Origin of the sequence: Vogesella oryzae, assembly GCF_902829295.1 — a bacterium.
In the GTDB taxonomy this organism is placed as follows: Bacteria; Pseudomonadota; Gammaproteobacteria; order Burkholderiales; family Chromobacteriaceae; genus Vogesella; species Vogesella oryzae.
In genome coordinates, this window is record NZ_CADEPL010000012.1 from 141532 (window position 1) to 155021 (window position 13490).

Annotated in this window: 12 protein-coding genes and 1 rRNA gene; 7 read left to right on the plus strand and 6 right to left on the minus strand. The window is 61.5% G+C overall.

Annotated elements, in window-relative coordinates; genetic code table 11:
- The 4 genes from mgtE to HU218_RS05455 all read right to left on the minus strand — a co-directional run bounded on the left by mgtE (position 1) and on the right by HU218_RS05455 (position 3770).
- Positions 1-1443 (minus strand): magnesium transporter, encoded by a 1443-nt coding sequence (mgtE, locus tag HU218_RS05440; protein ID WP_174873922.1) that lies wholly within the window; start codon positions 1441-1443, stop codon positions 1-3.
- A 258-nt stretch (positions 1444-1701) separates the two neighbouring features.
- Complete coding sequence (gene mtgA, locus HU218_RS05445) at positions 1702-2388, minus strand: monofunctional biosynthetic peptidoglycan transglycosylase (RefSeq protein ID WP_174873923.1); 687 nt, start codon at positions 2386-2388, stop codon at positions 1702-1704.
- A complete protein-coding gene (aroE, locus tag HU218_RS05450; protein WP_174873924.1) occupies positions 2389-3210 on the minus strand; it encodes a shikimate dehydrogenase in 822 nt (273 codons plus the stop codon).
- 110 nt (positions 3211-3320) lie between these two features.
- On the minus strand, positions 3321-3770 hold the full coding sequence (locus tag HU218_RS05455) for a rhodanese-like domain-containing protein (RefSeq protein WP_174873925.1): 450 nt from the start codon (positions 3768-3770) through the stop codon (positions 3321-3323).
- A 314-nt stretch (positions 3771-4084) separates the two neighbouring features.
- Here HU218_RS05455 and glnA point away from each other — a divergent pair, with 314 nt between their 5' ends.
- The 5 genes from glnA to HU218_RS05480 all read left to right on the plus strand — a co-directional run bounded on the left by glnA (position 4085) and on the right by HU218_RS05480 (position 9243).
- Positions 4085-5503, plus strand: a complete 1419-nt coding sequence (gene glnA / locus HU218_RS05460; protein WP_174873926.1) for a type I glutamate--ammonia ligase — start codon at positions 4085-4087, stop codon at positions 5501-5503.
- Positions 5504-5629: 126 nt separating this feature from the next.
- Entirely contained in the window at positions 5630-6076 is a 447-nt protein-coding gene (locus HU218_RS05465) for a DUF4124 domain-containing protein (RefSeq protein ID WP_174873927.1), read from the plus strand.
- A 106-nt stretch (positions 6077-6182) separates the two neighbouring features.
- A complete protein-coding gene (gene glnL / locus HU218_RS05470) occupies positions 6183-7235 on the plus strand; it encodes a nitrogen regulation protein NR(II) (protein WP_174873928.1) in 1053 nt (350 codons plus the stop codon).
- A 29-nt stretch (positions 7236-7264) separates the two neighbouring features.
- Entirely contained in the window at positions 7265-8728 is a 1464-nt protein-coding gene (gene ntrC, locus HU218_RS05475; protein ID WP_174873929.1) for a nitrogen regulation protein NR(I), read from the plus strand.
- Positions 8728-9243, plus strand: a complete 516-nt coding sequence (locus tag HU218_RS05480; protein WP_174873930.1) for a GNAT family N-acetyltransferase — start codon at positions 8728-8730, stop codon at positions 9241-9243. Before ntrC ends, HU218_RS05480 begins: the two co-directional genes overlap by 1 nt.
- 156 nt (positions 9244-9399) lie before the next feature.
- Here the strand turns inward: HU218_RS05480 and HU218_RS05485 are convergent, their stop codons facing one another.
- A complete protein-coding gene (locus HU218_RS05485; RefSeq protein WP_174873931.1) occupies positions 9400-10326 on the minus strand; it encodes a LysR family transcriptional regulator in 927 nt (308 codons plus the stop codon).
- Positions 10327-10424: 98 nt separating this feature from the next.
- On the opposite strand from HU218_RS05485, the gene metE reads away from it, so the two are divergent.
- The gene (gene metE, locus HU218_RS05490; RefSeq protein WP_174873932.1) at positions 10425-12704 is read left to right on the plus strand and encodes a 5-methyltetrahydropteroyltriglutamate--homocysteine S-methyltransferase; all 2280 of its coding nucleotides are present in this window, start codon (positions 10425-10427) and stop codon (positions 12702-12704) included.
- Between the two features lie 116 nt (positions 12705-12820).
- Positions 12821-13162, plus strand: a complete 342-nt coding sequence (locus tag HU218_RS05495; RefSeq protein WP_174873933.1) for an FKBP-type peptidyl-prolyl cis-trans isomerase — start codon at positions 12821-12823, stop codon at positions 13160-13162.
- A gap of 206 nt (positions 13163-13368) precedes the next feature.
- On the opposite strand, the gene rrf is transcribed toward HU218_RS05495, so the two are convergent.
- Positions 13369-13481, minus strand: a 5S ribosomal RNA gene (rrf, locus tag HU218_RS05500).
- Positions 13482-13490: the final 9 nt, after the last annotated feature.

The window sequence follows — 13490 nt, forward strand, 5'->3', positions numbered from 1 at the left end:
TTACAGCAGGAACAGGCTGGCCAGCCCCAAGAAGATGAAGAATCCGCCGGAGTCGGTACAGGCGGTAATCAGCACGCTGGAGCCTACCGCCGGATCCTTGCCAAAGCGTTCCATGGTGGTCGGAATCAGCACCCCCATGGTGGCGGCCAACATCAGATTCAGCGTGGTAGCGGCCAGCATCACCAGCCCCAGCGAGAAGTTGCCATACATCATCCAGGCCAGCAGGCCGAGCATGCCGCCCCATACCAGCCCGTTGATGACACTGACACCCAGTTCCTTGCGCCACAGCCGCTGCGCCTGCCCGGCCTGTAATTGGCCAGTGGCCAGGGCACGCACGATCATGGTGATGGTCTGGTTGCCGGAGTTACCACCGATACCGGCCACGATCGGCATCAAGGCCGCCAACGCCACCAGTTTCTCGATCGAGCCTTCGAATGCGCCGATTACCCGACTGGCAACAAAGGCGGTACACAGGTTGATCGCCAGCCACGACCAGCGGTTTTTCACCGAGTCGATGACCGGTGCGAACAGGTCTTCCTCTTCCTTCAAACCGGCCAGGTTCAGCGCCTCGGTGTCCGATTCCTCGCGGATCACGTCCACCATCTCGTCCACGGTCAGGCGGCCAACCAGCACGCCCTTGTCGTCGACGACCGGCGCGGTCACCAGGTCATAACGCTCGAACGCCAGCGCCGCATCCACCGCTTCTTCTTCCGGGCTGAAACTCACCACCTCGGTGGCCATGATGTCGGCCACCAGTGCTTCCGGATCGGAGATCAGCAGCTTGCGGATCGGCAGCACGCCTTTGAGCACGCCGTCTTCATCGGTAACGAAAATCTTGTCGGTCTGGTGCGGCAGCTCGTCGAAGCGGCGCAGGTAGCGCAACACTACCTCGCAGCTCACGTCGGCGCGGATTCTCACCAGATCGAAGTCCATCAGCGCACCGATCTGGTGCTCTTCATAGGACAGTGCGGATTGCAGCTGCTGGCGCTCTTCCTCGTCGAGGCTGCCCATCACCTCGTACACCACCTGGCGCGGCAAGTCGGGAGCCAGGTCCGCCAGCTCGTCGGCGTCCAGCTGTTCGGCAGCCGCCACCAGCTCATGCTGCTCCATCGACTCGATCAACGATTCGCGTACCGCGTCGGACACTTCCAGCAGGATGTCGCCTTCATCGTCGCCATCCACCAGATCCCACACCAGCAGGCGGTCTTCCAGTGGCAACGCTTCCAGAATGTAGGCAATGTCGGCCGGGTGCAGTCCCTGCAGCTTATGCTCCAGCTCGGCCAGATTCTGTTTGTGAACCAGCGATTCCACCAGGTCATGCCGCGGCATATCCTGGCGATGCACGAGCTCCTCCACCAGCCGCTGGCGCTCGATAAGGCGCTGCACCTGGAGCAGGTTTTCCTGCAGACGATCGGTAGGTTGTTTCTTGTCGACAACCGTCATGCACGTCTCCTTCCGCCCAAGGCGGAGCGCACGCGCAGTCCGGCAAAAGGCGGGGTTATTGGTCAGCCAGTCTGGCTGTTAAAAGATAGGGCAAGTGATAACTGGGTAAGTCCATGAGTTAAACCGCGCTCCCTGCGCAGCCATCACGAAAGAGGCGCGCATTGTACCATGCCGCCTGCTGGCAGCGGTTACCGATTGTTGACAGAAAAACGGCCGCAGGCAGGCTGCCGGCGGCCGTTCAGTTGGTTTGCGGAGGGCTCAAGGGGTGTCGGCATAGGCCATGCGCCGCTGGATGATGCGGGTCTTGCGGCCCAGCCCCGGCGCATTGCGATGCTCGTCATAAAAACGCGGATTTGGCACCATTGCGGCCAACTTGGCGGCCTGTCCGGCCGACAACGTCGCCGCACTGCTGCGGTAGTAATGTCTGGCAGCCGCCTCGGCACCAAATACGCCATTACCCCACTCGATCACGTTGAGATAGATCTCGAAGATGCGGCGCTTGTCCATCACCGCCTCCAGCATCACCGTGATGGCCGCCTCCTCCAGCTTGCGCCACGGTGTCTTGCGGCTCGACAGGAACAGGTTCTTGGCCAGTTGCTGACTGATGGTGGAGCCACCGGCCACAATGCGCCCCTGCTTCAGATTTTTGTCAAAGGCTGCCTCGATGCCATCCCAGTCGAAACCTTCGTGGTCGACAAACTTGGCATCTTCGGCAGCGATCAATGCCCGCTTGAGATTGCCGGATATCCGCTGGTACGGCACCCACTTGTGACGCAATTCGGCGTTCGGATCGTCTTCCTGCAGCGCAGCCAGCCGCTCGGTCATGAAGGCGCTGGCCGAGGGATTGTTAGTCCGCCAGTAGACGATATGGGCAAATATCCACAAGTTGTACAGAAAAAGGGCGGCCAACAGCACCGCCCCGATTCGAAAAACCAGGCGCAACACTTAGGCCAGCACCTCGCGCAGCTGGTTGGTTACCTTGCGGGTCTCCGGCTGCACGCCACGCCAGATGCGGAACGCTTCTGCCGCCTGCTCCACCAGCATGCCGAGGCCATCGGCCAGCATGCCGCAATGCTCGGACTGGGCGCGGCGCAGGAACGGGGTCAGCCCGCGGCTGTACACCATGTCGTAGGCCAGCGAACGGCCACTAAAGATGCCGGCCGGGATCGGCGGCAATTCGCCGGACAGGCTGGTAGAAGTACCGTTGATAATGATATCGAACTGCTGGCCGGCCAGTGCTTCATAGCCGCAGGCACTAATATGGCCCAGTTCGCGGAACTGGTGCGCCAGCGCATCGGCCTTGATCACGGTACGGTTGGCAATGGTCACGCTAGCCGGCTTTTCCGCCAGAATGGACGGCAGCACGCCACGCACGGCACCGCCAGCACCCAGCAACAGTACGCGCTGGCCGGCCATCGGCACATCGAGGTTTTCCACGATGTCGCGCACCAGACCGACGCCATCGGTGTTATCGCCATAGACCTTGCCATCACGGAAAGTCAGGGTGTTGACCGCTTCGGCCAGCCGGGCGTTGTCGCTTACTTCGTCGGCGACACGGAAGGCATCACCCTTGAACGGCAAGGTCACATTCAGCCCCTTGCCACCGGCAGCGGCAAAGGCGGAAACCACTTCTTCAAACTTGCCCAGATCGGCAAACAGTTTTTCATATTGCAGCGCCTGACCGGTGGCATTGGCGAACTCGGTATGGATAAACGGAGACTGGCTGTGCGACACAGGGTTTCCGATGACGGCATAACGATCAATCATGGTTTACATCTTCCGATAAGGGTAATTGGGCAAGCCGGTGGCAGCCGCTTGGCCGAAGGCACACTTTGCCTTGTCGGACAGGAAACTGCAACCGTTGCCCCGCCTTGCTGTCAGCCCTGAATCCACGGCAGCCCCGCTGCCTTCCAGCCGTTGACGCAACCACGATGCTGCGCGGCATCACGATCCCCCTCGAAACCCTCCAGAATATTGTAGGCATCGCGGTAGCCAGCCTCTGCGGCCAACTTGGCGGCTTCATCCGAGCGGGCACCGGAGCGACAGATGAACAGCACGGTCGCGTCCTTGGGGACTTGAGCCTCCAACTGGGCGACAAACTGGGTATTTGGCTGCATGCCGGGGAAAGTGCGCAGCTCCACCCGTACCGCATCTGGCACCACGCCGACGAACTGCCATTCGGCAGCACTGCGTACATCGACAATCACGCAGCCCAGCGATGCCTGACGCAACGCCCAGGCTTCTGCAGGCAGCAAGGCACCACTGTAAGCAAGACCCAGTTGCGCGCCGCGTTCACGCGCGGTAGCCAGCAGGTTTTCTGTTGTCATGTCGTTTTCCTTCTAGTACTGGCGCCAAGCGCCGCGGTTGAATGGATTGTCATCGGGACATCACAGTCTTTCCTGCATGATAATGGCCACCATTAACCAGCGTCCAAGCCTCAGAGCAAAGCACCAACTTGAGGCATCAACATCATGCAAACCCCAATTTGGTGCATCATAATGGGGCAGATGCGGACCACGCTTGCGTAAACGCCCAGAAATAGCGCCGTAATAATCTGGCACGCTTCATGCTTTACCCGTGGCACACCTGTATTTAGTGCCTTTCTATCCCCGGCACATAGCTTTCTCACTAGGAGATATCCATGGCGGTTGCAGACGTAGTCAAGCTGATTCAAGACAACGACGTTAAATTTGTCGACTTGCGCTTTACCGACACAATGGGTAAAGAGCAGCACGTAACCATCCCGGCACACGTACTGCTGGAAGATGCCGACGAGTGGTTCGAACGCGGTCACGCTTTCGACGGCTCCTCCATCGCTGGCTGGAAAGGCATCCAGGCCTCCGACATGCTGCTGATGGCCGACCCGGCTACCGCCAAGATCGACCCGTTCTACGACGAGCCGACCGTATTCATGTCCTGCGACGTGATCGATCCGGCCGACGGCAAGGGCTACGACCGCTGCCCGCGCTCCGTTGCCAAGCGCGCCGAAGCCTACCTGAAGGCCTCCGGTATTGGTGACACCGCCTTCTTTGGTCCGGAACCGGAATTCTTCATTTTCGACAGCATCACCTGGGGCACCGACATGTCCGGCTGCTTCGTGAAGATCAAGGCAGAAGAAGCTGCCTGGGCCTCCGCCGAAGAATTCGAAGGCGGCAACACCGGCCACCGTCCGGGCGTGAAAGGCGGCTACTTCCCGGTACCGCCGGTTGACTCCTCGCAAGACATCCGCTCGGCCATGGTGCTGCTGCTGGAAGAGCTGGGCGTACCGGTTGAAGTACATCACCACGAAGTGGCCACCGCCGGCCAGAACGAAATCGGCACCAAGTTCAGCACCCTGACCCAGCGTGCCGACTGGACCCAGATCCTGAAGTACGTGGTACACAACGTAGCGCACAGCTACGGCAAGACCGCGACCTTCATGCCGAAACCGATCGTTGGCGACAACGGCTCCGGCATGCACGTTCACCAGTCCATCTGGAAAGACGGCAAGAACCTGTTCGCCGGTGACGGCTACGCCGGCCTGTCCGATACCGCCCTGTACTACATCGGCGGCATCATCAAGCATGCCAAGGCACTGAACGCCATCACCAACCCGGGTACCAACTCCTACAAGCGTCTGGTTCCGCACTACGAAGCGCCGGTAAAACTGGCCTACTCCGCCAAGAACCGTTCCGCTTCCATCCGTATCCCGCACGTAGCCAACCCGAAAGGCCGCCGCATCGAGGCTCGCTTCCCGGATCCGCTGGCCAACCCGTACCTGGCTTTCTCCGCCCTGCTGATGGCGGGTCTGGATGGTATCCAGAACAAGATCCACCCGGGCGATGCTGCCGACAAGAACCTGTACGATCTGCCGCCGGAAGAAGACAAGCTGATTCCGACCGTGTGCGCCTCGCTGGATGAAGCCCTGGCCGCGCTGGATGCAGACCGCGAGTTCCTGACCCGTGGCGGTGTATTCTCCAACGAATGGATCGACGCCTACATCGAACTGAAGATGAAGGAAGTGAACCTGACCCGCATGACTACCCACCCGGTAGAATTCGCGATGTACTACAGCCTGTAAGCGACTCGACCCCGCGTACAGCTGAAACCCCGCACCGGCAACGGTGCGGGGTTTTTCATATCCGGCAGCATGACGGCAGCGCGGTAATTTACTATCATCCGCACAGGTCCACCTTCCGTAACGCCGATGCCCCGCTATCTGACCGCCCTGTTGCTGGCAACCTGCTGCACCACCGCCAATGCCGACACCATCTACAAGTTTGTCGACAAGGACGGGCATGTCACCTTCACCAATGTGCCCAGAGTAGGCGCCAATGCCATTATGGTCAGCCCCAATGGCACGACACCCAGCACAAGTCCACGCCGCAAGGCCGCGCTCGAATCCCAGCCCCCCGCAGCGCCCGGCATGCCCAGCATCGATGCCGGCACCCAGCGCCAGCGCGATGTTAGCCGCCGCCGCATTCTGGAGACAGAGCTTGCCAACGAGCACAAGGCACTACTGATCGCGCGTGGCGCCTTGCTTGATGCGCAGCAGAAAAACAGCAGCAAGCCCGAGCAGTTACTGCGCCTGCGCGACGAGGTTACCGATCGCGAGCGCAATATTGAGGCATTGAAGCGGGAACTGGGCGGATAAATGCACTAAACTAGTGCATAAGCCTTTTCTGCACTAGTTTGTAGCACCCGCAAGTGGGCTTGCTTCTTGCTAGTTGCATGCCACACCAACATCGGGCATCCGCCACATGACAACGCATGCATATTCCGGACTGGAACTGCTCGATACCCCGGTCCTGATCGTCGAGCGCAGCGGGCTGCTGCACTTCGTCAATCCCGCCTGTGAAGACCTGCTTGGTATCAGCCATAAAGAGCTGAAAAAGCTCACCCTGTACGAACGCTTCCATAACAACAAGCCGCTGCGCAATGCGGTGCAAATGGCCCTGGACCACGCCGGCAGCTTTATCGAGCACGATCTGGAGCTGCTGCCCGATGGCGCCGAAGCCATCCACGTCGGCCTCACCGTCACCCCGATCGACAGCCCGCCACGGCTGGCCCTGCTGGAGATGCGCCCTATCGACCAGCAACTGCGCATCGTCAACGAAGAGCGCCACCTGTTGCAGCAGCAAGCCAATCGCGAGCTGATCCGCAATCTGGCGCACGAAATCAAGAACCCATTGGGTGGAATCCGCGGCGCAGCACAATTGCTTGAGCATGAAATTGCCGACCGCCCGGAGTTGCTGGAATACACCGAAGTCATCCGCGAAGAGGCACTACGGCTGCAGCATCTGGTCGATCGCCTGCTGGCGCCGCATCGCCGCCATGTCGCCAGCGACGTCAACATCCACGAAGTGCTGGAACGGGTGCGCAGCATCATGCTGGCCGAGTACCCGCAAAACCTGAACATCCGCCGCGACTACGATACCAGCCTGCCACTGTTGGCCGCCGACAAGGAGCAGCTGATCCAGGTGGTACTCAACATCGGCAAGAATGCGGTACAGGCCATGAAAGGCAGCGGCGAGCTGATTTTGCGTACTCGCGTGGCACGCCAGGTCACGCTGGCACGCAAGCGCCATAACCTGGCACTGAAATTGCAAATCATCGACAACGGCCCGGGTATCCCGGAGGAAATCCGCGAGCACGTGTTCTATCCGCTGATCACCGGCCGTGCCGAAGGGACCGGCCTCGGGCTCACCCTGGCACAGACCTTCGTGCACCAGCACGGCGGCACCATCGAATTCGACTCCCGGCCCGGCCACACCTGCTTCACGGTGCTGCTGCCGTTCGGCCCGGATCAATAACCCGAATCAATACACAAGGCCAAGCCAGCATGACGCAAACAGTCTGGATCATCGACGACGACAAAGCCATCCGCTGGGTACTGGAAAAGTCCCTGGCCCGCAGCGGCATTGCCTATACCAGCTTTCCCACCGCCGACGATGCGCTGAACGCACTGTATGACAGCACGCCCAGCGTCATCATCAGCGATATCCGCATGCCCGGCACCGATGGCCTCAAATTCCTGGCCAAGGTCAAACAGGAGCACCCGGACCTGCCGGTGATCGTGATGACCGCGCACTCCGATCTGGACTCCGCGGTGGCGGCATTCCAGGGCGGCGCCTTCGAGTACCTGCCCAAACCGTTCGATGTCGATCAGGCAGTGGCGCTGATCGAGCGCGCGCTGGCAGAGAGCCGCAGCAGCGAGAACGACAACGAGGCGGCGGTGGATATGCCCACCCTGCTCGGCCAGGCACCGGCGATGCAGGATGTGTTCCGCGCCATCGGCCGCTTGAGCCAGTCCAGCGTCACCGTGCTGATTACCGGCGAATCCGGCTCCGGCAAGGAGCGCGTCGCCGAGGCACTGCATCGCCACTCGGTGCGCGCCGGCAAGCCGTTCATCGCGCTGAACACCGCCGCCATCCCGAAAGACCTGCTGGAGTCCGAACTGTTCGGCCACGAAAAAGGCGCCTTCACCGGCGCACTGGGCACCCGCCGCGGCCGCTTCGAAGAGGCCGAAGGCGGCACGCTGTTCCTCGATGAAATCGGCGACATGCCCACCGAGCTGCAAACCCGCTTGCTGCGGGTGCTGTCCGATGGCCATTTCTACCGCGTCGGCGGCCATACCCCGATCAAGGCCAATGTGCGTGTGATCGCCGCCACCCACCAGAACCTGGAAGAACACGTCAAACAGGGCAAGTTCCGCGAAGACTTGTTCCACCGCCTGAACGTGATCCGGCTGCGCCTGCCAGCGCTGCGCGAACGCAATGAAGACATTCCGTTGCTGACCCGCCACTTCCTGGCCCGCAGTGCGGCCAACCTCGGTGTCGAACCGAAACGCCTCACCGAGGCAGCGATGGAACTGGTACGCCACTACCCGTTCCCGGGCAACGTGCGACAGCTGGAGAACCTGTGCCAGTGGATTACCGTGATGGCACCGGGCCAAACCGTAGAAGCCACCGATCTGCCGCCGGAGTTCCGCAACGAGCACGAGCCGGCCGCCAGCGAAGCCGTCACCTCCGGCAGCGTGGCCGTAGCAACGGCAGCGCCCCCGGCCGGCCCCGCTGTCGCTGGTGACTGGACCCAGCTGCTGGCACGTGAAGTCAGCCAGCGTCTGGCAGCAGGCGAAACCGGCATCATCGATGACCTGACCGCCCGCTTCGAAAGCACCTGCATCCGCAGCGGCCTCGTCCATACCGGTGGGCGCAAGGTGGAAGCGGCGCAATTGCTGGGCTGGGGACGCAACACGCTGACCCGCAAGATCCAGGAGCTGGGCCTGGAGCTGGGCAGCGAGTGATGCATATCATCGAGCCGCGGCACCTAGACGCCACGCAGCAGCAACAACTGGCTGCGCTGCTGCAGGACTGCGTCAACGGCGGCGCCTCGGTAGGCTTTCTCGCGCCGCTTTCCGGCCAGGAAGCGGCACATTACTGGCAACAGCTGGCGCGCGAGCTGCATCCCACCAGCCTGCGCTGCTGGCTGGCGCTGCACGACGACAGCATCGTCGGCACGGTGCAGCTTGCGTTGTGCGGCAAGGCCAACGGTCGCCACCGTGGCGAAATCCAGAAGCTGCTGGTGCATAGCCGCCACCGTGGCCGCGGTATCGCTCGCCAACTGATGCAGGCGGCAGAACAGGCGGCCCGCGAGGTTGGCCGCAGCTTGCTGGTGCTGGACACCGACAGCGAGTCCGTCGCCGCCAGCCTCTATCCCGGCTGGGGTTGGCAGCCCGCCGGCGATATCCCCGCTTACGCCGCCCGACCGGATGGCGTGCTGCATGCCACGCGCTACTTTTATAAATTGTTGCCTGGCTGAGCAGGCGTTAAACGCGCTAAAGCCGCACACCACCGCCCGCCTTGCGCGCAAGGTGTGAGGCGACGTCCGCCGGCGCAAGCCTGCCGTGATACACACAAGCTTGCGCCAGACGACCTCGCCGCCTGATGCGGCCAACGTTGGCCGCAGCCGGCCCCGTCAAGCCAGTACGCTCAGACCCGGCAGGGTGGCAAAACTCTGTTCGCGCACGGTGTCGAGAAAATCCTGCATATAGCCCAGCGCGGCATCGTCGCTGCGCAAGGCGGCATACAGCTCGCTCTGCAGCCCGTCAGCACCGATGCGGGCGCTGGCCACGTAGCCCTTGTCCAGATACGGCTGCACCGCCCAGTACGGCAGCGCTGCCACGCCGCGACGGCTGGCTACCAGCTGGATGATGGCAATGGTCAGCTCCGAGGTGCGCCGTGCCGGATTGATCCCCGCCGGCTTCAGCACCTTGCACAGCAGATCCAGCATCGCATCCGGTACCGGATACTGGATCAAGGTCTCGGTCACAAAATCCTCGGCCTGCCACACCGCCTTGCCGGCCAGCGGATGGTCGTTGGCCATGATCACCACCATGTCGTAGGCGAACAGCGGCTGGTAGCTGATGCCATCCAGTGGCTCCGCCTCCGAGGTAATCGCCAGATCGGCGCGGCGCGTCAGCAGCAGCCCGACCGGATCGGCATGAAAGCCGGACACGATATCCAGCTCCACCGCCGGCCAATGGCGGCGAAATGCGTCCATCGCCGGCATCAGCCAATCGAAACAGGTATGGCACTCCACCGCAATGCGCAGTTCACCGGCCTCGCCTTCACGCAGGCGGGTAATGTCGCGCTCGGCGGCGGCCATGCGGGCGCCGACCTCACGTGCCAGCGTCAGCAAGCGCTCGCCGGCCGGGGTAAAGCGCAGCGGCTGGGTCTTGCGCTCGAACAGCGGCAGACCATAGTGCTCTTCCAGCGCCTTCAGCTGGTGCGATAGCGCCGATTGGGTAAGAAATACCCGCTTGGCGGCCTGCGACACGCTACCGGTTTCTGCCAGCGCCAGCAGGGTTTTCAGGTGACGCAGTTCCAGCAGACTCTGTTGCATGAATATGCCTCATGTTGATCTTTAAAATAATGAATTTGCCGCATGATTGTAGATGGCGCATGCTGAATGCACAAATTTAATCAACAGAGGCATTCCACATGAGCCACATTCATCTTTTGGGTTTTCCCCGTATCGGCGCCAAACGCGAACTGAAATTCCTGGTCGAGAAATTCTGGAAAAACGAAATCGACGATGCCGCCCTGCAGGCTGGCGCGCGGGAACTGCGCCAGAAGCATTGGCTGCTGCAAAAAGGCGCCGGCCTCGACATTAGCCCGGTCGGCGATTTCTCGCTGTACGACCAGGTGCTGGACGCACAGGTATTGGTCGGTGCCATTCCGCGCCGCTTCGGCTTCGATGCGGCCAACCTTTCCAGCACGCAGTATTTCCAGCTGGCCCGCGGCAATGCCCAGCAGCACGCACTGGAAATGACCAAGTGGTTCGACAGCAACTACCACTACCTGGTGCCGGAATGGCATGCCGACACCACTTTTGCCGCCAACCCGGCACCATTGCTGGCGCAGATTGCCGAAGCGCGCGCGCTGGGCGTCACGGCCAAGCCGGTATTGATCGGGCCGTTGACGCTGCTGTGGCTGGGCAAGTGCAAGGGCGCCGCCTTCGACCGCCTCAGCCTGCTGCCGGCACTGCTGGACAGCTATCGCCAGCTGTTGGCTGCCCTGCCCGCGGCCGGCGTGGAATGGGTACAAATCGACGAGCCGATCCTGAGTCTGGATCTGCCTGCCGCATGGCTGCAAGCTTTCTCCCCGACCTATACCGCGCTGGCCACCAGCCCGTTGAAGCTGCTGCTGGCCACCTATTTCGGCGATGTCTCCGCCCATGCGGCACTGTTGAAAGCGTTGCCGGTGGCCGGCCTGCACCTGGACCTGGTGCGTGCTCCCCAGCAACTGGCGGCCTTTACCCAGGGTTGGCCGCAACACAAAGTACTGTCCGCCGGCCTGATCGATGGTCGCAACATCTGGCGTGCAGATCTGGACGCCGTGCTGCAGCAGGCCGAGACGCTGCAGGCACAACTGGGCGAGCAGTTGTGGCTGGCGCCAAGTTGCTCGCTGTTGCACACCCCGTTCGACCTAGCACAAGAGATCAAACTGGATGTGGATCTGAAGAGCTGGCTGGCGTTCGCGGTACAGAAGGTCAACGAACTGAAGCTGGTTAAACGCGGTCTGCAACAAGGCCGTGACAGCATCGGCAATGAATTGGCCGCCAGCAATTTTGCCCGCGACCAGCGCCGCAGCAACCCGCGTATTCACCGTGCCGACGTCGCCCAGCGACTGGCCAGGCTGCCGGCGGGCAGCGACCAGCGCGCCAGCAGCTATGCAGTACGCGCCGAGGCACAAGCAAGCTGGCTCAAACTGCCGCTGCTGCCCACCACCACCATCGGTTCCTTCCCGCAAACGGCCGAGATTCGCGCTGCCCGTGCCGCCTTCAAGCGCGGCGAGATCGATGCGGCCAATTACGAAGCGGCGATGAAGGCGGAGATCGAACTGGTGATCCGCAAGCAGGAAGCGCTGGACATCGACGTGCTGGTACACGGCGAAGCCGAGCGCAACGACATGGTGGAATACTTTGGCGAACAGCTGGACGGCTTTGCCTTCACCGAATACGGCTGGGTGCAGAGCTACGGCAGCCGCTGCGTGAAACCGCCGATCATCTACGGCGACGTGGCGCGCCCGCAGCCGATGACCGTCAGCTGGACGGTGTATGCGCAGAGTCTTACCAGTCGCCCGGTAAAAGGCATGCTCACCGGCCCGGTGACCATCCTGCAATGGAGCTTCGTGCGTAACGACCTGGCGCGCAGCGAGGTATGCCGCCAGATTGCGCTGGCCATCAACGACGAAGTACTGGATCTGGAAAACGCCGGCATCAAGGTGATCCAGATCGACGAGCCGGCGGTGCGCGAAGGCCTGCCACTCAAACGCAGCGACTGGGATGCCTATCTCGCCTGGGCAGGTGAAGCGTTCCGCCTGTCCTGCGCCAAGGTGGACGACAGCACCCAGATCCACACCCATATGTGCTATTCCGAGTTCGGCGACATCCTGCCGGCCATCGCCGCGCTGGATGCCGACGTGATCACTATCGAAACCTCGCGTTCCGACATGGAGCTGCTGCGCGACTTTGGCAGCTTCCACTACCCGAATGAGATCGGCCCCGGCGTATACGATATTCACAGCCCGCGCATCCCAGCAGAACACGAACTGGAAAACCTGCTGCGCAAGGCTCTGGATGTGATTCCGGCCCGTCGCCTGTGGGTAAATCCGGACTGCGGCCTGAAAACCCGCGGTTGGCCGGAGGTGGAAGCCGCACTGCGAGCGATGGTCAACGTCACCAAGCGCCTGCGCCAGCAGCTGACCACCACCGCCTGATTACAAGCCTGAATGGAAGTAAGCACACGCCCGTCTGCCCTGCGCAGACGGGCATTTTCGCATCCGGCATCGCACGGTAAAATCCGCTCCACACTCTTTCACGGGCAATTAACTGTATGGACACGGAACTGCAGATCGAAGACATCGTAGTTGGCGACGGCAAGGCCGTGGTCAAAGGCGCACTCATCACCACTCAATACAGTGGCTATCTGGAAGACGGCACCAAGTTCGATTCGTCCTACGATCGCGGCAAACCGTTCCAGTGCGTGATCGGTACCGGCCGCGTAATCAAGGGCTGGGATCTCGGTATGATGGGGATGCAGGTCGGCGGCAAGCGCAAGCTGTTTGTACCGGCCCACCTGGCTTATGGCGACCGCCAGATCGGCGCCCATATCAAGCCGAACAGCAATCTGATCTTCGAGATCGAACTGCTGGAAGTGCTGACCCGTGACGAATAAGCCCAGATCCGGCCTGCGCCACAAATAACAAAGCCCGCGTATGCGGGCTTTCTGTTTGGTGGCGGCTTGCGGGCAAGGTTGGCCACCGCGTGCGTTGGTGGACGTCGTCAGCACAGGACAGTGCCGCGTCGCACGAGCTACTGCTTTCCCCATGCCCAAAGCACAAAGCCCAGCTTGATTTCTCAAGCTGGGCTTCTTGTGGGGGAGTCTGGCGGTGTCCTACTTTCACACAGGTATCTGCACTATCATCGGCGCTGAGGCGTTTCACGGTCCTGTTCGGAATGGGAAGGCGTGGGACCACCTCGCTATGGCCACCAGACATAAACTG